Genomic DNA, 19,872 nt, shown 5'->3' on the forward strand with positions numbered 1-19,872 from the left:
TATGTTAAATGAGATAAACGGTTACCTAGTTTTGGAGGAGATTTAGGGTGCGTTTAGTCTTATCAGGATATTATGGTTTTTATAATGTTGGAGACGAGGCGATTCTACAATCAATTATTGAATCGTTAAGTAAAGAGAACCCGGATATAGAACTAGTAGTACTATCAAATGATTCTAAATATACAAAGGAAATGTATGGTGTAGAATCGGTAGATCGCTGGAATATAAAAGCTGTTTATCATGCGATTAAAAACAGTGATGGAGTTATTAGCGGTGGCGGGAGCCTTCTTCAAGATCAGACAAGTACGAAGAGTATTCTATATTATACGGGTATTATGGGACTCGCTCGATTATTAAAAAAGCCGTATTATATTTATTCACAAGGAATAGGGCCAATTACAAAAGGATATAATCGTCTATTAGTAAAATGGAACTTGTCAAAAGCTTCCTATGTATCAGTTCGAGATGAGGATTCGTTTTTATATTTAAAAGGACTTGGTATAAAAAACGATATTGAAATTGTTCCAGACCCTGTTTTAACATGGAAACGAACAAAACAATCGGATTGGTTGCAAAAGCATTCGATACATGGAAAAGTAATCGCGGTTAGTGTACGTTATTGGCATGCAAAAGAAGATTATATAAAAAAATTAGCTATGGCATTAAAAAAATTAAAGCAAGAAGGATACCAAATTTTATTTGTTCCAATGCATGAGCCATTTGATCAAAAAGCTTCGCGTGAAGTAATAGAATTAATGGGAGAGGAGACGTATATGCTTCCATATAAAATGGATATCGACGAGAAAATATTCATTTTATCACAATGTTCATTACTAATTGGTATGCGTCTTCATGCACTTGTTTTTTCTGCAGTAGCCAAAACTCCAATGGTCGGGATTTCGTACGATCCGAAAATTGATTCGTTTTTAAGTCAAGTGAATCAGCCAGTTATAGGAAGTGTGGATGGCGAATGGAGTGCTGAGTATTTATATGAACTTGCAAAAAAGCAATTAATGCAACAAGGAACTGTGCAGCAAGAGTTACAATTAACAATAGATGAACTTCGGTTGCAAGGCAAACAGGCAACAAAGAAACTCATTGATCATATGGAAAAAGACACTTTATTAAAAAAGTAAAGTGTCTTTTATTTTGTTTTTTAATTTAATGAAAATTCTAATTATAAAAACGTTTTATGTTAATTTCTATTTATTATGCTAAAATGATTGCGATTATTATATAATCAAATTTGTGATAATAAATTCGTAGATTACGAGGAGGATAACCTTGAAGACTTTTTCAAAAGGTATAACAGCAGTGGCATTAACGGGATCATTACTTTTAACTCCTATTTCAAGTTATGCGGCAAATGATGATATTACAGGTCATATGTTTGAGACGCATATGCGTTCACTTATTACTAAAGGAGTTTTAATGGGGTATGGTGAGAATGTATATGCGCCTGATAAATTAGTAACAAGAGCAGAGTTTGCTACATTCATAGCAAGGGCTTTAAATTTACCGAAAGCTGATTCGAATTTCGAGGATGTGCCGAAGACTTACGGTTTATATGATGGTGTAAGTAGAGCATATGGAGCGAAAATTATTAATGGTCGTACTAACGAGACATTCTCACCAAATGATGTGATTACACGTGAAGAAATGTCGATAATGGTAAAGCGAGCGTTAGACTATAAAAATATTAAAATAGCTGTAAGTCCGCTTACCTTTACTGATAAAGATAGTATTAACTATAAAGAGCATGTACAAGTTATGGTGGCTACTCAAATTATTAAGGGGTATCCAGAAGATAATACATTTAGACCACATTTATCAGCTACAAGAGGTATGGCTTCAGCTATGTTGGATCGCATGCTTCAGACAATTGAAAAAAACGGAAATAGCAATCCTGTAGAAACTAAGAAATATGTCGTGATAAATGTAAGAGAAAACGGAACAGAGCAAGAAGTAGAGCGCTATAATACATATAAAGAAGCAGTTACAGCTGCGCAAAATAAAGGTATTAATGCAGTGAAGTATGAAAATGAATTCTTATGGATTAAAGATGGATTTGCAAGTGCGAAGCGAGTAGAAGGACAAAATATAATTAATGTTTATGGTAACGATTTACAAACAGTTTATACTTATGTTCAGTATGGAACGGAATTTAAAGTGCTAGAAGTTGGAGAAGATCGTGTGAAAGTTCAACTTTCTGATTTAACAGGTTATGTGAAGAAAAATGAAATCACTTTAATTCCTACAAATGAAATGAAGAACTCATCTTATTATGTGAAATCAGATGGATATTTATACCATAGATATTATACATATAATACAAGTTCACCTGGATATACAGAATTTAGATATGGAGCGGCACCTTCTTTCATGAAGCAAGGACAGCAAATGTATAGTGTAGATGGAAAGACGTTTGGAAATGAAACTTTCTATCAATATTTCAATTATTTATCATTGCGTTCTAAAACAGACTATACAGCTGAACAATTAGATAGTTACATAAAATCGGTTAAACCAGATTCTCCACTAATCGGTTTAGGAAAGAAATTTAAAGAAGTAGAAAGTAAGTATAATGTAAATGCATTATTCCTATATTCATTAGCAGTTCATGAGAGCTATTATGGAACAAGCGCTCTTGCAAAAGATAAAAATAACTTGTTTGGTTTAAAAGCAACAGACGATAGTCCATATGGTAACGGAGAATCTTTCAATTCAAAAGAAGATTGTATTGAACATGCTGCAAAAGTATACATGAATGAAGGATATTTAAATCCGGGACATTGGCGTTATACAGCAACATATACAGGTGATAAAGCTACCGGTTTAAATATGAAATATGCATCTGATGCGAACTGGGGCAAAAAAGTAGCAGGGCATATGTACCGTTTTGATTCTTATTTAGGTAAAAAAGAATACAACAAGTATAAACTTGCTCGTGTGAAGAATGATGTGGAAGTGAAAAAGGATCCTCATAGATCAAATGAACGACTTTATCGCTTAACTACAAATAAAGTTGTAACAGTTACAGGTGAAGAAACGATAAATGGACAAGTGTGGGTTAAAATTATTTCTGATAATCCTGCTGTAAATGAAGCATATATCGCAAAAGAAAACTTAGAATACGTAAAACACTAATTAAATATAAAAGAGAAAAACTGATTATTTAGATGCATTTTAAAAAAAGGTGCTCAAAAAGCCAGAATAACTGACTTTTTTGAGCACCTTCTTTTTTATTATTCAATTTCAAAATCAACAATCATATAAGCGAGTATAACGACGAAGAAAATACTAACGGACGGCGCTGTTAATACGTGGCCGGACATAAAGCCGATTCCGATTGATAGTACAACGGTGCTAGCTAATAGCATATATTTCACAGTTAATATTTTCTTGAAGTTTGTCATGATACGAATGAATAATTTAATACCGAAGTATAGAAATGGTATTAAGTAAATAAGGAAACCGACGATTCCGAATGCAAAGAATAGGTCATGGAAATCCATTTCGATTAACTTAATTTTATCAGTATAGTTACCAGCATAGCCCATTCCGAATAGTTTTTGTGATAGTGGTGCGTCTTTATAGTATTGTTTGTATACTTTTAAAAATTTATCGCGATCACTGTAAATTAAACTTTTCATTTCAGAGTCTGTTAGTTCACCCTGCTCATGTTTTTCTTCTTTAATTACTTTTCCTTCTTTTCTATCCTTTTCTTCTTGTACTGATTTTTTGTATTCGTATATTTGCATGTGGATGCCCATATTTTTTGCGATAGGAGTATGTGGTGTAAGTACAATTAAACCTCCTAGTACAATAGCGGCAACAACTGTATTTACGAGATATGTGAATCCTGTTCCTTCTTTTTTGCGATGAATCATATATTCAATGAATGAGAATAAAAGTGCCACGCCAAGCGTTAGAACAATTGCACCATATCCTACTTTCGTTCCGACCATAATACTTGCATACATCGCAAGCATTGTTGGAATCCAGTAATAGATTTTCGAGAAAGAAGTTGTTTTATGAATCGAATAGAGCACTACGATTGGGAACATAATTGCAAAAATAGAACTTAAATCATTTCCAGCAAAGAACCAACCTCTTGAGCCAATCTTTGAGTGAGGGTAGCTTGGGAAATCTGTACCAGTTTGCATCGCAACAATCAGTGTGATGCTTAAAATTAAAGTTGTATATAAGAAATATGTAATGATTTTATGCAACGTATATTCTTTATTTTTCAACTCTTTAAAGACGATGATATATCCAAACAGTAGCACAATTGGATATATGCTCTTTAAAATAAATTTTACTTCTTCGCCAAATGAAACTGGAGATTTAATCATCATATTATTTGCAAGACCAATTGCTAGTACGATCCCGAGTAGGCATAAATAGAGAATGTACTTTTTCGCTCCAGGTTGTTCTCTATGAAGAAGTAGATAACCTAATGCAAGAAGCATAAAGGCGAAACGGACTACGATTCCAACTGTTGCGCTCATGTGTAATACATAGATTGAAAAAGACGTTAATAAATCTAAAATTGGTTGAAACACAATGAATAGCAATAGGAAATGCGGGAAGTAGTTATCCGTTTGTTTCAACTTATTAACCATATATTCCTCCATTTCTTCATTCCTTTAGTTCAATACCCAAGAGATGGGGATAAAAGCCTTATTTACATAATAAGGCGAATGAATTTCAATATTTATTTTTTTGCATCAAAATTAAGAATACACCATTTCATTGTAATGGTAAATAGATGAAAAATATTGATAAACCGACTTTAATTTCTATATTTTTTAACGAAATTGGATGTTTTATACGGAGATATATACAAATTACGAGAAAATTAGACAGAAAATTAAGAAAAAAGAAGGATTTTTAATATGCTTTCTATAATTATATAAGTATAATCTTTAAGTGGAAAAGAGGGGTATATATAATGGAAGTAACAAGTAAAACAGAATCTGTTGTTGTGAAATATGAAGGGCGCGTAGCAACGGTTATGGTCAATCGCCCAGAGGTTTTAAATGCATTAGATGAACCAACGTTAAAAGAGTTATTACAAAAGTTGAAAGAAGTAGCGGAAAGCTCTGTTCACGTTGTTGTGTTATGCGGAAGTGGCCGTGGTTTTTCTGCGGGTGGAGATATTAAATCAATGCTTTCAAGTAATGATGAAAGTAAGTTTGAAGGCATCATGAATACAATTTCTGAAATCGTTGTGACGTTATATACGATGCCAAAGCTTGTTATTAGTGCAATTCACGGGCCAACTGCTGGACTTGGATTAAGTATTGCATTAACAGCTGATTATGTAATGGCAGATATATCATCAGTTATTGCGATGAATTTTATTGGAATCGCTTTAATTCCAGATGGTGGTGGCCATTTCTTCCTTCAAAAGCGCGTCGGTGAAAATATGACGAAGAAAATCATTTGGGAAGGGAAGAAATTATCAGCGACAGAAGCGCTAGATATCGGTTTAATTGATGAAGTAATCGGTGAGGATTTCCAAACGGCTGTGAAGCAAAAAATTAATGAATGGTTACAAAAACCAATCAAGGCGATGATTCAAACGAAACAAATTTTATGTGAAGTAAATCGTTCTAATTTAGAACAAACGCTTCAGCTCGAAAAGCGTGGTCAATATGCGATGAGGCAAACAGCGGACCATAAAGAAGGTATTGCTGCTTTTCTAGAAAAACGTTTACCAGCATTTAAAGGGGAATAAAGTGAAGCTGTAATCCGTGGGGATTTGTTTATCCCCCGCGGATTATTAGTTTTACTGCCCGTTAATTCGAGATAAAGGGAAGAAAGTGCTAACACATTTTAGTATAATTGTGTTAGCACTTTTTTTAGGAGTAATAAATGAAGAAAATTAGCGGTGTTATCGTTATGATTTTACTTGTATATTACACCATCTCTTGCGGTACGGACTGCATTATTCTTTGAAGGACATCCAACTGTTGCTTTCTCTGGTGAAGTGAAGAAAGAACGGGATGTGAAAAAAGAGTGGTTTTTCTATAAAGTGAAGGCTAAATCAGTGGGGTTTTTGTTCATCCCCACTGATTTAGCCTTCACCAATCGGGTGTTATTAAAAATAGGAGGATAAGTGATGTCAACTTATAACAGGTTAGTAAGAGACCGTGTCCCGGAGAAAATCTTAATGTCTGGAAAAACATATACAGCACAAAAATTAACAGGACAAGCTTACATACAAGCGTTAGCGAAAATTGGTACAGAAGAAATTCGTGAATTTGCTTCGATGAAAGATCGTGAACATGCGTTAGATTCACTTGCAGATGCACTTGAAGTTATTGTCTCATTAGCTCGCGCAGAAGGTGCAACAATTGAAGAGGTAGAGCGTATTCGTAAGCAGAAAGAAGAAGAGCGCGGCGGGTTTACAAGAGGGATTTATTTAATGGACGTTTCGGAAGAGTAATTTTATAGAAAAAGCACAGCGTTAATGCTGTGCTTTTTTGTCATTAAGATTAGGGTAAAGTGAATTTTATTACAATTTAGAAAATTAAACTATATTAGTAGAGGTTTTATAGTAAATTTTGTATACTGAATAGTAGAGAGAATGAGGAGGAAACGACAATGGCACATCATGCAAAAGAAACGATGGAATTAATTAAAGAGCTTGTCTCTATTCCAAGTCCATCTGGAAATACGGCGAAAATTATTAATTTTATTGAAAACTATGTAAGCGAGTGGAATGTAGAGACGAAGCGTAATAATAAAGGCGCTCTTATTTTAACGGTTAAAGGAAAGAATGATGAGCAGCATCGTTTATTAACTGCACACGTTGATACGTTAGGTGCAATGGTGAAAGAGATTAAGCCTGACGGTCGTCTTCGTCTATCTATGATTGGTGGATTTCGCTGGAACTCTGTAGAAGGGGAATATTGCGAAATTGAAACGTCAAGCGGTAAGGCGTATACAGGTACAATTTTAATGCATCAAACTTCTGTCCATGTGTACAAAGATGCAGGGGAAGCGAAGCGCGATGAGAAAAATATTGAAGTGCGTATTGATGAGCGTGTCTTTTCAGCAGATGCAGTACGTGAGTTAGGAATTGAAGTAGGAGACTTCGTTTCATTTGATCCACGCGTACAAATTACAGAGAGTGGATACATAAAATCACGTCATTTAGACGATAAAGTAAGTGTAGCAATTCTATTAAAACTAATTAAAAGATTGCAAGATGAAAAGGTAACATTACCATATACAACACATTTCTTAATTTCTAATAATGAAGAAATTGGATACGGTGGAAACTCAAATATCCCAGAGGAAACGGTAGAATATTTAGCAGTTGATATGGGAGCGTTAGGTGATGGACAAGCATCTGATGAATATACAGTATCCATTTGTGCGAAGGACTCTAGCGGTCCATACCATTACGCTTTACGTAAACATTTAGTTGAACTGGCGAAAGCGAACGCTATTGAATATAAAGTGGATATTTATCCATACTACGGATCAGACGCATCAGCTGCGATTCGCGCCGGATTTGATGTGAAACATGCATTAATTGGAGCTGGTATTGATTCTTCTCACGCATTTGAGCGTACGCATGAGAGTTCCATTATGTATACAGAAGCATTAGTGTATGCATATGTAATGTCTAATTTAATTGAGGAATAATTTCATAGCAAATAGAGAGGGCTGATTGAAAATATTATTTTTAATCAGCTTTTCATTAGCGCAAGTTTTTTATATTCATAAAGGAAAAGTACTCGAAGTGAAAATTGGCGAAGGTGACCTAGGTATTGCAGGAACTTGTTTTAAAGCTTTAGATAAAGGGAAGTTCCTTATAGGGAATTATGATAATGGAGAAGGAATATGGTATTTCTCGACTTTCCAAACAAATCTTGAGACGGGAAAAGCAGAAAGGATCGATCAGGTAAAGCTTTCTTTGGAGGAAGGGAATATATATTAAAGAAAATTTTAAATAATACATTAGGAAAAGCGATTAGAGTACTATGTACTAATCGCTTTTTTATATACATTCATTATCAGTTATATATATACGATTTTTGTTATGTGAAGGGAAAACGTATTTACTATAGATATATAATGTTATAAACTATGAAAGGATTAATTATTAGTTAATACTTTATAGTTAGTTTAATGGGAGAAATTGTATAAATATGAAGTTTCGAGAGGAGATTTATTTTTCATGAAGTACAAAGCAATAGCCGCAGGTATATTAGCAGCAAATTTACTAGCACATCCAATTAGTAGTTTAGCAGAAACGAAGAAATTTCCTGATGTTTCAGACGATGCGTGGTCGAAAGACGCGATTTATTATTTAGTAGAGAGAAATGTAATTAATGGTATGCCAGATGGTAACTTTATGCCACAAGGAAATTTAACACGTGCTCAGGCGGCAAAGATTATCGCAACAGCAATTGGCGTTAAAGTGGATCCAAACGCGAAGCCATCTTTTAATGATTCAAAAAATCATTGGGCAGCTCAATATATTGCAGCGATTGAAAAAAAGGATATTATTAAAGGCCGAGGACCGGGAGTATTTGATCCTGAAGGACAAGTAACTCGTGCTGAAATGGCGGCTATGCTTGTAAGGGCATATGAATTGAAAAGCCAAGTAACCGGAACAGCGCCTACAAAATTTGCTGATTTAGAAAATCATTGGGGTAAAGAAGAAGTAAATATTTTAGTAGAATTAAAACTTTCTTTAGGTACAGGTGACGGCTGGAAACCAGATAATTCTATTACACGTGAACAGGCAGCTCAGCTTACTGCTCAAACAGATAAATTTGGAAAGAATAGTAATCGTCCAGTAGAAACAAAGAAAATATATATGGATAGAAAATTCATTACATATCACGGACCATCATTAACATCTGGGATTAGTGCAAATCAGCATGATCCACAAATGGTTGAAGTAAAAGAAGAGCGAGATGGATGGATCAAAATTGCAACAAGTAACGGTGATAAATGGACACCTTTAGTAGAGAAAACAGAAGCTATTAAGGAAGGATTCACTACATATGCAGGGACTACCCATACTTCTAAAGTACTAGGTACATATGGAGCACAACAAGTAACTGTTATTGAAGAAAGCGGCAGCTGGATTCGCATCCGTACAACTAGTGGTTTCCAATGGGTTGATAAAAACCAATTGAACCCAGCGAAACAAGGGAACTTCTTAGAAGGAAAAGCGATTATTATTGATCCGGGGCATGGCGGGGTTGATCCAGGGCATTCTGGTGTGAAAATGGATGAAAGTGCTATCGTATTAGATACATCTTTACGCGTACAAAAACTATTTGAACAAAAGACACCATTTACTGTTTTATTAACACGTAATGATGATACACGTCCAGGAAATACCTCTGGTGAATCTTTGAAAAAACGTATAGAATTTGCGCAAGAAAATAAAGGTGATATTTTTGTGAGTGTTCATGCAAACGGGTTTAATGAACAAGTAGAAGGAACAGAAACGTTCTACTACAGATCAGCATCAAATCCAAATTCAGAAGAGAGCCGTGTACTAGCAGAAAAAGTACAAAAACGTTTAGTACAAGCACTTCAATCAAATGATAGAGGTGTAAAAACAGAAGACTTCTATGTAGTGAAATACAATACAATGCCTGCTATTTTAGCTGAACTAGGTTTCATCGATGCTAAAGGCGAAGGTGAAAAACTAGCTACTGAACAATGGAGACAACGTGCAGCAGAAGCAATTTATTCTGGTATTCTAGATTACTATGAATGGCAAGGTAACGATGTATCTTCTTATCGTTAATAATAGAAAAAATTATGGAAGAGATTGCCGAGAGGCAGTCTCTTTTTATTTATAAAACAAATTATAAAGGTTTCTCTTTATTTCGGGCATATGATATCATTTAATTTTATATGAAAAAGTATTTGAGTAATTTTGATCATAACAATTTTAAACGATAAAGGATGATAATAGATTGAGTAATCATAGTAAAACACCTGCATGTATATATACGTATGCATTTCGTGAGGAGGAGCGTGCTTTATGTTACTTGGAAATGCGCTCGTTCTTTGGAATGGAGTCTCACGTTAATATTTTGAAAAGCGATGTCAAAATTGACCCGAGTAGAAGTGCGTTTATTAAAGAGCGCGTTGAGGTTATTTATGAAGGAGAAGACTTAGAAAGCATCTTGAAACAAGTGGAACAAATTGACTTGGCAGGAGCGACGTTCAAAGTCATCTTCGTTAAAATCAATGATCTTGGCAAAGAAAATAAAATTGAATATGGGGAAAGACGTCTCATTGAACGAGACCTCGGCATGCATATTGAAGGAGAAGCTGATGTTCGTAATCCAGAGCGTGTATTCGGGATTGTTCCTCTTGGAGGACGCTGGTACTTCGGGCACTATATAGAAAGTGAACCAGTTTGGTATCATCACATAAAAAAACCGCATAGTTATTCGACATCTCTTAGCACACGTGTTGCGAGATCAGTTGCCAATATTGCTGTACCAAATCCAGATGGAGTACGAGCAATTGACCCGTGCTGCGGTATTGGAACAGTAGTAGTAGAAGCACTTTCTATGGGGATTAACATCGTTGGTAGAGATATAAATCCACTTGTGGTGCTTGGAACGAGAAAAAACATCGCACATTTCGGGTTTGAAGGAACAGTAACAAAAGGTCCAATCGAGGAAATTACTGAGAACTACGACGTTGCAATTATCGATATGCCGTACGACTTATTTACGCATGCAACACCAGAAGACCAGTTCTCCATTCTTTCAAGTGCGCGCCGCATTGCAAAAAAGGTAGTCGTTGTCACGATGGAAACAATGGACGACATGATTCATGAAGCAGGATTTGAAATTACAGACCGCTGTATCACAAGAAAAGGATCATTTTCTAGACAAATTCTTGTTTGTGAATAGGAAAGGTCACCCGTTTATTAAATTAATAAATTACAGGATAGTTAGTCCATTATGAGGCTGATTATCCTTTTTTATTTAACAACAAATACAAAAACTCCATTTTGAATAAAGATTGATCAAAATGGAGTTACCCTTTTTAGCTAAGTATGAGATTTTTATAAAAAAGTTTGATTATTTTACTGAGCCTTAATGAATAACATTTCAAGAATACCAATAAAAAGCATAATCAGTCATAACTGAAGAATCACCCAACTGATGTAACATAGCTGAAATATTCCCTCTATGATAGGTTCCATGATTCACAACGTGTAAGACCATTTCAGATATACTTGTTTCTCTTAATCCTGCCCATGGATTATCCAACATTATTCTCTTTTCCATATCTTCCTGTCTGTTCAAAAAGGTTTTAAACCGGGATGTTAAAGTGTGAAATTCCGTTTCTAAGCCTTCAATGGGCAGTTTCTCAATCTTTTCTTGAATTTGAAATGAAGATTGCATTGCTTCATTCATACTCTGACCCTCAAGGGTATGAAGCCATCCATATTCCACCAAATAGAGATGAGATAAAACCTTTGAAACAGAAGAAAAGACACTTTTCATTTCCTTTTGATATTTCTCAGGAGAAAGTGTCTTAAGATGATCAATAATCCGTTGATTTGCCCATACATGATAGTTATATAGATTTTCTACATGATTTGCCATACAATCGCCTCCTTATCATCACGTTTTTTAATGTTCTTTATCAGAATGAATTATTCCTTTAAATATCATTACTTATTTGATGAGATCTTCAACTAAATGGCCCAATTGTTGAACAAAGGTCAAAGCAATCTTCAATTAACCTGCCCCGTTAGTTGAAGTACATTTCTTCACAATGTTTCTCGTTAGATTAACATAAATATCCAACGAGAAAACATCAAACCTCTAAGAAATCTATAGAGGTTTGATGTTTTTAATCAATCTTTTTTACAAAGCTACACTTGTGACAAAAAAGCTTATTTTTTCATTTTGTGGTGATTCTGAATTCTTAAGTTGATGGGCATGCCTGTGTAGGTGACCTTTTTTGGGTTTGTATCAATGTGTGATTAGTTGGTAGTTTAGATGGGAGATTTGACGGGATTTGTTGAATAGACGATATATCTCGAGAGTTGTTTTGTTAGTGAATTACTCTTCTTTCGTTGTCTCTTGTTGTGCGATTAATAAATTGCGTAATACGTGTGCGCGGTAACTTTCTAGTTTTCGTCCTTCATGATAGCGAACACCTAATTTCTTTAGTTCAGCTACGTACCAGCCTTTCGTTCCGTAATACATGAGACCACTTCCTTCTTTCTTTTGAACAGTATATGTGCCTGGGCGAGAGAATTTTCTTGTTTATTCATGAAATTTGCGGAGTTTAACATTGAATATTCAGTTTATTTTTATTATGATTAACTTATTATCGGATGACAGTGATTAGCCTCGCTGTAAGCCCGGATTTATGTTTGAAAATGAAGAGAGTAACTTCTTTCCACTTGAGCTTCTTTAGCAGAAGTACGAGCTATAAGGATAAGGGTAGTAAAATTCAATGCAAATGTGTACATTGTTTTTCTGGCTCTTAACATAGTAATGGAGGATGAAATATGCGTAAAGGGACTTTTTTTATGGCAGGACATTCGAGACTTCCGAAAGGTATGGCTGTTCGCAGTATGTATGAAACATTAACAATTACAATTGAGGCAGATCATAAATATCATGTCATTATTGAAGCTTCATGTACGCTTGCGACAGAGCACGGTAGAGACTTCGTCGCTCAAATGTTGAGAGGACATAGTTTGCAAGATGGTATTGAGGAAATCGTTCAAGATATTACGGACCATTATCAAGGAAAAGCGCAAAATGCTATCGTCAGTGCGGTGAAAGATTTACATCGCCAATATGTAAGTTATTTAAATGATGAACAGCCCAGGGGAGAGTACGAGGAAACAACACCATAAAAACTATCTAGTTTACAACCATAAACGAGAGCCAGTTGTATTTCTTTTAAAGAGATACGACTGGCTTATTTTATTGAGGAGGCAAGAACTATGAAAAAGTTAAATGAAGTGTAAGTTGTAAAACAAGAGATGAAAAAAAGAGGGTGCGTAGAAAGTAAGGGGATTTTTAAAACATATAAAGTATGTAGAGAAAATAATAAAAAACGAATTGACAGTTAGAATATTTTGAATTATTATTTAATTAATAAGATCCATACGAGAAATTAGCCTTCTCTATATTCGATCTTGCTTTCCTGTTTTACAAATATTTTCATACAAACTGTCTATTATTATTGTACTTTAAGAGATTAAAGAACACTCGTAATTATGAGCCAGTTGTACGTTTCTACGATTTTATGTCGTGGATGCGTATAACTGGCTTTTTCGATGTTAGGGCAGTAAGACCGAATCTCAGTATAAGAAGATAAGGATAACTGTCTGTAAAAAACGTCAATAAGTTCTTCATATTTAAATTAGGGAGGAATTGAAATGTCGATTATTACAGAACAAAGTACAAAGATGAAATTTGCAAAGAAATATGAGGGGTATGAGATTGTTCCTCATCCAGAGCATAAACGTTTATATCATATTACGCTAAACCAGCAATTGCTTAAGCAGTTTTTTGAAGAGGTAAAAGAGCATTCAGAGCAGTCATTACAATACATTCCTTATTCTCGGTTTAATCTTGCGGATGGAATGAGAAAGATTTTTGGGCAATCATTTATGGATAACATTCGCGGCATTGTTCATGACCGTGAAACGGGCGGATTTACAATTGGGGTACAAGGTGAAACGTCAGATCCAGCAGACTACGTGAAATTTGCAACAGCATTAACACATTTAATCGGGGAGCCAAACTTTGATGCAATGACAGGAACGTACTATGCTAGATTTAATGTGAAAGATACGGATAGTAGTGATTCTTACCTTCGTCAAGCGTACCGATTGTTTACACTGCATACAGACGGTACATTCGTTGATGAGCCGACAGATTGGCTTCTTATGATGAAAATTGAAGAGCAAAATGCAGTAGGCGGAGAATCTCGTTTACTACATTTAGATGATTGGGAAGACCTTCATAAATTTAGAAATCATTCGCTCGCATCTGTTAAGGTTACGTATAAAGCGCCACCAAGTAAAAATGCGCAAGAAATCGTCTATCGTGAAACGTTTTTTGATGTGAATAACGCACCATGTATTTGCTTTATTGATCAGTTCGCTTATCCAGATAATATTGAACAAGCAAACTATTTGAAAGACTTATCATATTCTGTTGAAAACTCACCAGCAACACATGCATTGAAATTACCAATTGGTGACTTAGTTCTTTTAAACAACTTATTTTGGATGCACGGAAGAGCTGCATTTGAAAAAAATAAAGATTTATATAGAGAACTAATGCGTCAACGTGGTTGTTTTTCTAAATAAGTTTGTACGGCGGGTCTTAAAAAAGGCCTGCCTTTCATCATATTAAGGGGGAAGTAGGATGTATGACTTTATAATTATTGGCGGAGGAATTGTTGGGCTTTCAACGGGAATGGCTTTAACGAAAAAATTCCCTCGTGCGAAAATCGCGATCATTGAAAAAGAAAAGGAACTTGCACATCATCAAACTGGACATAATAGCGGAGTAATTCATTCTGGAATTTATTATAAACCAGGGAGTTATAAAGCGAAGTTTGCCAAAGAAGGAAATGCAGCTATGGTTCAATTTTGTAAAGAAAATGACATCGCTTATGACATGTGCGGAAAAGTAATTGTCGCGACAGAAAAGGACGAACTTCCTCTTTTACATAATTTATATGAAAGAGGCTTACAAAACGATTTACATATTGAAAAAATAGGTAAGGAAGAATTAGCTGAAATTGAACCTCATGTAAAGGGACTTGGGGCAATTCGTGTTCCATCTTGCGGAATTGCTGATTATAGAGGAGTAAGCCATGCATTCGCTCGCTTAATTCAAGAAAGCGGGGGAGAAGTACATTTAGGAACAGCCGCAGAGCGTATTACTGAGAAGAAAGACGCCGTAACAATTGAGACGAATCAAGGTGTATTTAAAACGAAATTTCTCATTAACTGCGCTGGATTACATAGTGATCGTATTGCGAAAAAGACAGGTATATTAACAGATATGAAAATTGTTCCGTTCCGCGGTGAATATTACGAACTTGTCCCAGAAAAACGCCATCTTGTAAAACATTTAATTTATCCAGTTCCAAATCCAGAATTCCCGTTTCTAGGTGTTCATTTCACAAGAATGATAAACGGAGACGTACATGCAGGACCAAACGCAGTATTAAGCTTTAAGCGAGAAGGCTATACGAAAACAGACTTCAACATAAAAGACTTCATGGAAACAATGACATACACAGGATTTTGGAAAATGGCGATGCCAAATATGAAAGAAGGCATAAAAGAAATGGTGCGCTCATTCAGTAAACAATCATTCCTAAAAAGCTTGCAGCGCTTAATACCAGAGCTTACAGAGAAAGATATCGTGCCAACCCATGCAGGTGTAAGGGCACAAGCCATTTTATCAAACGGAAATATGGTTGATGACTTCTGCATTATCCCTGGCATCAATTCTCTGCACATTTGCAACGCACCATCCCCGGCCGCAACGGCTAGTATAAAGATTGGTGAGGAGATTGCTAAGCAAGTGCCAGATGTGGTGGCGGTTAGGGTTTGATGGGTCAGGGTGATTTGAGTCATAAATCCGCCTCGTTTTGAAGCGTAATATTACCGTGAATCATGAATTTGAAGAATCCCTTCTCACAAAGTGAAGCTTTAATCAGTGGTAGTTTTTCCTCAGCATTAGGGCTACGAAATTGAAAACTATTTAAAGAAAATACGACATCACTTCTATTTCTAGTTTATTAAAATAGGATTTATAGTAAGAATTTCTAAAAGTATAAAGGAGGGATATGCTTTGTTTCCAGGTACTTTATATGAAACACATGTTAAAACAAAAAATTTAGAAGTGGCAAAAGAGTTTTATACTAAACTTGGATTATTTCATGCTCGCACTATTGAAGAACGCCGTGTAGCTTTCTTTTGGTTTGATAAAGAAAATAAGAAGGAACAAATGCTGGGCATTTGGGAAGTATCGGAAGAAGCATTCCATACAAGTCACTTTGCATTCAAGGTTAACTATGAAGAAATCATTCATGCAAGAGAATGGCTTCTTAATAAAGGAATAAACCCAAGGGCTGCTTTCGGTCTTGAACCTTCCGAGCCTATGGTTCAAACTTGGACACCTAGTGCAAATCTTTATTTTTACGATCCTGACGGCAATTCTTTAGAATTTCTATGTTTACTTCCTGAAAAGAAAAAAGTAAAACAAGACGTCATGTATTTGAGTGAGTGGGAAAGCTTGGGGAGTGAAGAATAAATTCGATTTTTAACTCGAATTTCGCAAAGCTATTTTAAAGGGAACCATAACCTTATCTAAGTGGCAAAGTTATGGTTTAAATCACCCCCTGAGTTTTCGGGGGATCTTTTTGTTTTGGGGCTAATAATCACCTACTGTATAAAAAAATAGACAGTAGTATGTATTTTTCAAAAAATGTATACAGATTTATCCCGCATTAACTGCCCGTAAAAGCCCGATTGGTGTGGGCTAATAATCAGTGGGGGATGAAGACCCTCCGACTGATTAAAGTTTCACTTTATACTCTATGCGTTGGCATGATACTTGCAATGAAAATAGTATTAACATATAGGGGAGAGATAGAAATGAAGGTTAGTAAAATATACACAACAATTGATGCTCACGTAGCTGGGGAACCACTTCGAATCATTACGGGCGGGGTAGCAGAAATAAAAGGAGAAACGCAGCTGGAAAGACGCGCATACTGCATGGAACATCTGGATCATCTTCGCGAGGTTCTTATGTATGAACCGAGAGGACATCACGGCATGTACGGTTGTATCATTACTCCGCCCGCAAGTCCTCATGCTGATTTTGGCGTATTATTTATGCACAATGAAGGCTGGAGTACGATGTGTGGTCACGGAATTATCGCTGTTATTACAGTAGGAATTGAAACTGGTATGTTTGAAGTGATAGGGGAAAAACAAAAATTTATTATTGATAGCCCTGCTGGGGAAGTCATTGCGTACGCAAAATTTAACGGGAGCGAAGTAGAGTCAGTATCATTTGAAAACGTTCCTTCGTTCGTATACAAAAAAGACGTTCCTATCAAAATAGATGACTATGAATTTCAAGTAGATATCGCGTTTGGCGGAGCATTCTACGCTGTAGTGGATAGTAAAGAGTTTGGTTTGAAAGTCGATTTTAAAGATTTAGCTGCAATTCAAACGTGGGGCGGTAAAATTAAACACTACATTGAAAGTCAAATGGAAGTAAAACATCCACTTGAAGAAGATTTAAAAGGAATATACGGAGTTATTTTCTCAGATGAACCGAAAGGCAAAGACGCTACTTTACGAAATGTAACGATCTTTGCTGATGGGCAAGTGGACCGTTCTCCTTGCGGTACAGGAACATCCGCAAGAATCGCAACTCTTTTTGAAAAAAATGCCTTACAAAAAAGAGAGATGTTCATCCACGAATGCATTACTGACGGCCAATTTGAGGGAGAAGTATTGTCGGTAACCGCAGTAGATACATATGAAGCTGTCATTCCGAAAGTAACGGGGAATGCATTTATTACAGGATTTCATCAGTTTGTTGTAGACCCGAGAGATGATTTGAATAGGGGATTTTTGTTAGAGTAGAAGGAGGAGGTGGAAAGATATGCTAGTCATAAGCGCGAACGAACAACGAAACTTAGTAAATATGAAGGAAGTCATTGAATACGCGGCGCTTGCTTTAAAAGAATTTTCAGCAGAAAGAACGATCACACCAATTCGCGGTTCATTACCATTTGCGAACGAGCAAAATACCGCATTAATTATGCCTTCAGTAGCGGAAGGACTCAAAGCGCTCGGTTTAAAAGTAGTAACGGTAGCTCCGCATAATAAAAAGATAGGAAAGAAAACGATAAACGGGATCGTTATGCTATCAGACTTTCAAACGGGAGAACCACTCGCACTTTTAGAAGGATCGTACTTAACGATGATTCGAACAGGAGCCTTATCAGGAGTAGCGACAAAACATTTAGCTCGTCATAACGCAAAAACTTTATGCATCATCGGTACCGGTGAACAAGCGGAAGGAATTGCAGAAGCTGTACTCGCCGTTAGGGATATTGAAAAAGTAATTTTGTACAACCGAACGGAAGAAAAAGCCTATGCATTCGCGCAATATATACAAGAGAAATTCAATAAACCGGCTTACGTCTACAGGGATCCAAATGAAGCAATAAGCGAAGCGGACATCATCGTCACAACAACGAATGCATCCACACCAGTCTTCTCAGAAAAACTACAAAAAGGCGTCCACATAAACGCCGTCGGTTCATTTAGACCGAGCATGCAAGAACTACCATCCCACGCCATCGCGAACGCAAACAAAGTAGTAGTCGAATCAAAAGAGGCAGCACTCGAAGAAACGGGTGACCTTCAAGTCCCGATAAAAGAAGGATTATTTGAAGCGAACGACATCCACGCCGAACTTGGTCAAATCATTAACGGGGAAAAGGCTGGTAGGGAGAATGATGAAGAGATTACTATTTTCAAATCAGTAGGTTTAGCAGTAGTAGATATAATTGTTGCGAAGTATTTGTATGAAAAAGCGGTGGAGTGTGGAGTGGGTACTATGATTCAGTTGTGAGACTGCCTTTTGGTGGTCTTTTTGTTTATAATGCGCGTATGCATCTCAATTGTAATGTGTAGTGTTTGCAAAGAAATTATGTGATGTATCATATATTCTGTTAAAATTAAACAAAAATGCATATAAGAAATTGCAGGTGAGAAACCTTGGATTTAGTTCGGAAATTAACTCGTATTTATGGCTTAGGGCTTTGCTGTGGGTTGTGGAGTAAAGCTGAAGTAATTCAATGGTGTGATGAATTGATTGAAGCAAGTGACAGTCCGCCATATGAAATAATTGAGATATCCTTAATGTCTAAAGCAAAGATAGATGATATTGAAGGGAAGTTATTTGAGTTTAGTAGCACAGTTGATGAAGAATACACTGTTAAGTTAACTCTTTCCGTCATTCATGAAAAACTAAAAAAACATGAACTGACGATTGAAGAATCAATTAAATGCACCACTAGACTTTTAGTCAACAGGGGGGTGCATTGGGAGGCGGAATACTTTGAATTGTATAGTCTAGACGATAGCTATGACTTAGCTAAAGATGGTGTTCATTTTGATTTAAGTCAAGTTATTCATACATATATTGAAATGTTAAGTATTTATAGTAAGTATTTTAGTGGGTTTGAAAAACTGTATTTTAAAGTAATGGGAAATGAATGGAGATTTTAATGTATATCAGTATTTGATTAGCTTTGTTTGTCCCTTATTTTCCATTTGGAGAATAAGGGACAAAGTTTTATGAAGGAGTAAATTTAGACACCAAGTATGCAGCTTTTTACCATTCTCGCCATTCTTCTGTTATATCTTCTTCGGATTCTAAGCCAGCTATTCGTGCTGCTGCATCGATAAATTCATAGAGATCTTCTCTTTCCATTGTTTCGATAAAATGGTCATGTTCGATATTTAGTTCATTTAGTTTAATAACTACCTCTTTAACAACTTGCATTACTTCGACTTCGGTTGGAGTCTCGCCTAATTGCTCTAGATGGTTAATGTAAGTGTCAAGAACCTTATTTGTTGCACTTATATTTTCTTCAGTGAAAAATTCCCCATCTTCATCATGCTCAACCCATGAGGTTGTTGGTTTGTTTTTTTTCAATTCATCAAACGTCATGATAACCTCCTAAAAATGTTTTTTTATCTTTAATCTCATTCTACATTTTCAATTATATATAACAACCATTTCAGAGAAACTTTCTGTAGGCTGCTAGTTTTTC

Annotated in this window: 19 protein-coding genes and 1 pseudogene; 16 read left to right on the forward strand and 4 right to left on the reverse strand. The window is 35.8% G+C overall.

From position 1 onward, the window contains the following. Positions 1 to 47 precede the first annotated feature (47 nt). Together csaB and QCI77_RS04585 are read left to right on the forward strand one after the other, a co-directional pair. A complete protein-coding gene (gene csaB, locus QCI77_RS04580) occupies positions 48 to 1,136 on the forward strand; it encodes a polysaccharide pyruvyl transferase CsaB (RefSeq protein ID WP_002087333.1) in 1,089 nt (362 codons plus the stop codon). A 148-nt stretch (positions 1,137 to 1,284) separates the two neighbouring features. Then, entirely contained in the window at positions 1,285 to 3,147 is a 1,863-nt protein-coding gene (locus QCI77_RS04585) for an S-layer homology domain-containing protein (RefSeq protein ID WP_088035283.1), read from the forward strand. Between the two features lie 98 nt (positions 3,148 to 3,245). Here the strand turns inward: QCI77_RS04585 and QCI77_RS04590 are convergent, their stop codons facing one another. Then, entirely contained in the window at positions 3,246 to 4,625 is a 1,380-nt protein-coding gene (locus QCI77_RS04590; RefSeq protein ID WP_353824564.1) for an O-antigen ligase family protein, read from the reverse strand. Between the two features lie 329 nt (positions 4,626 to 4,954). Here QCI77_RS04590 and QCI77_RS04595 point away from each other — a divergent pair, with 329 nt between their 5' ends. The 7 genes and pseudogenes from QCI77_RS04595 to QCI77_RS04625 all read left to right on the forward strand — a co-directional run bounded on the left by QCI77_RS04595 (position 4,955) and on the right by QCI77_RS04625 (position 10,916). Further along, complete coding sequence (locus QCI77_RS04595) at positions 4,955 to 5,743, forward strand: enoyl-CoA hydratase (protein ID WP_002010905.1); 789 nt, start codon at positions 4,955 to 4,957, stop codon at positions 5,741 to 5,743. Positions 5,744 to 5,917: 174 nt separating this feature from the next. Then, positions 5,918 to 6,124, forward strand: a complete 207-nt coding sequence (locus QCI77_RS04600) for a hypothetical protein (RefSeq protein WP_353825803.1) — start codon at positions 5,918 to 5,920, stop codon at positions 6,122 to 6,124. Between the two features lie 3 nt (positions 6,125 to 6,127). Next, complete coding sequence (locus tag QCI77_RS04605; RefSeq protein ID WP_088035287.1) at positions 6,128 to 6,454, forward strand: nucleoside triphosphate pyrophosphohydrolase; 327 nt, start codon at positions 6,128 to 6,130, stop codon at positions 6,452 to 6,454. 158 nt (positions 6,455 to 6,612) lie between these two features. Further along, positions 6,613 to 7,662: a M42 family metallopeptidase gene (locus tag QCI77_RS04610; RefSeq protein WP_113769001.1), complete on the forward strand. Its 1,050-nt coding sequence runs from the start codon at positions 6,613 to 6,615 to the stop codon at positions 7,660 to 7,662. Positions 7,663 to 7,720: 58 nt separating this feature from the next. Further along, a pseudogene (locus QCI77_RS04615) lies at positions 7,721 to 7,973 on the forward strand (hypothetical protein); the annotation flags it as partial. Between the two features lie 224 nt (positions 7,974 to 8,197). Beyond that, entirely contained in the window at positions 8,198 to 9,790 is a 1,593-nt protein-coding gene (locus QCI77_RS04620) for an N-acetylmuramoyl-L-alanine amidase (RefSeq protein ID WP_113769002.1), read from the forward strand. Between the two features lie 172 nt (positions 9,791 to 9,962). Then, the gene (locus tag QCI77_RS04625) at positions 9,963 to 10,916 is read left to right on the forward strand and encodes a TRM11 family SAM-dependent methyltransferase (RefSeq protein ID WP_113769003.1); all 954 of its coding nucleotides are present in this window, start codon (positions 9,963 to 9,965) and stop codon (positions 10,914 to 10,916) included. A 201-nt stretch (positions 10,917 to 11,117) separates the two neighbouring features. Here QCI77_RS04625 and QCI77_RS04630 read toward each other — a convergent pair whose 3' ends face one another. After that, positions 11,118 to 11,618 carry a DinB family protein gene (locus QCI77_RS04630; RefSeq protein WP_061689465.1) on the reverse strand — a complete coding sequence of 167 codons (501 nt, stop codon included), beginning with the start codon at positions 11,616 to 11,618 and terminating at the stop codon, positions 11,118 to 11,120. Positions 11,619 to 12,080: 462 nt separating this feature from the next. Further along, positions 12,081 to 12,227: a YflJ family protein gene (locus tag QCI77_RS04635; RefSeq protein WP_002010895.1), complete on the reverse strand. Its 147-nt coding sequence runs from the start codon at positions 12,225 to 12,227 to the stop codon at positions 12,081 to 12,083. A 308-nt stretch (positions 12,228 to 12,535) separates the two neighbouring features. On the opposite strand from QCI77_RS04635, the gene QCI77_RS04640 reads away from it, so the two are divergent. The 7 genes from QCI77_RS04640 (at position 12,536) to QCI77_RS04670 (ending at position 19,324) form a co-directional block, all read left to right on the forward strand. Next, complete coding sequence (locus QCI77_RS04640; protein WP_001225455.1) at positions 12,536 to 12,889, forward strand: DUF3870 domain-containing protein; 354 nt, start codon at positions 12,536 to 12,538, stop codon at positions 12,887 to 12,889. Positions 12,890 to 13,417: 528 nt separating this feature from the next. Beyond that, positions 13,418 to 14,356, forward strand: a complete 939-nt coding sequence (glaH, locus tag QCI77_RS04645) for a glutarate dioxygenase GlaH (RefSeq protein WP_353824565.1) — start codon at positions 13,418 to 13,420, stop codon at positions 14,354 to 14,356. Between the two features lie 58 nt (positions 14,357 to 14,414). Next, on the forward strand, positions 14,415 to 15,617 hold the full coding sequence (gene lhgO, locus QCI77_RS04650; RefSeq protein ID WP_113769005.1) for an L-2-hydroxyglutarate oxidase: 1,203 nt from the start codon (positions 14,415 to 14,417) through the stop codon (positions 15,615 to 15,617). A 240-nt stretch (positions 15,618 to 15,857) separates the two neighbouring features. Then, positions 15,858 to 16,319, forward strand: coding sequence for a VOC family protein (locus tag QCI77_RS04655; protein ID WP_002010888.1), 462 nt, complete (start codon positions 15,858 to 15,860; stop codon positions 16,317 to 16,319). Between the two features lie 296 nt (positions 16,320 to 16,615). Then, positions 16,616 to 17,668, forward strand: a complete 1,053-nt coding sequence (locus QCI77_RS04660; protein WP_113769176.1) for a proline racemase family protein — start codon at positions 16,616 to 16,618, stop codon at positions 17,666 to 17,668. Positions 17,669 to 17,687: 19 nt separating this feature from the next. Continuing rightward, on the forward strand, positions 17,688 to 18,665 hold the full coding sequence (locus tag QCI77_RS04665) for an ornithine cyclodeaminase family protein (protein ID WP_353824566.1): 978 nt from the start codon (positions 17,688 to 17,690) through the stop codon (positions 18,663 to 18,665). 146 nt (positions 18,666 to 18,811) lie between these two features. Beyond that, positions 18,812 to 19,324, forward strand: a complete 513-nt coding sequence (locus QCI77_RS04670; RefSeq protein ID WP_353824567.1) for a protein kinase — start codon at positions 18,812 to 18,814, stop codon at positions 19,322 to 19,324. Between the two features lie 106 nt (positions 19,325 to 19,430). On the opposite strand, the gene QCI77_RS04675 is transcribed toward QCI77_RS04670, so the two are convergent. Further along, positions 19,431 to 19,769 carry a hypothetical protein gene (locus QCI77_RS04675; protein WP_149190189.1) on the reverse strand — a complete coding sequence of 113 codons (339 nt, stop codon included), beginning with the start codon at positions 19,767 to 19,769 and terminating at the stop codon, positions 19,431 to 19,433. Positions 19,770 to 19,872 lie beyond the last annotated feature (103 nt).

It is taken from the genome of Bacillus cereus group sp. MG9 (assembly GCF_040459995.1).
Lineage (GTDB): Bacteria > Bacillota > Bacilli > Bacillales > Bacillaceae_G > Bacillus_A > Bacillus_A mycoides.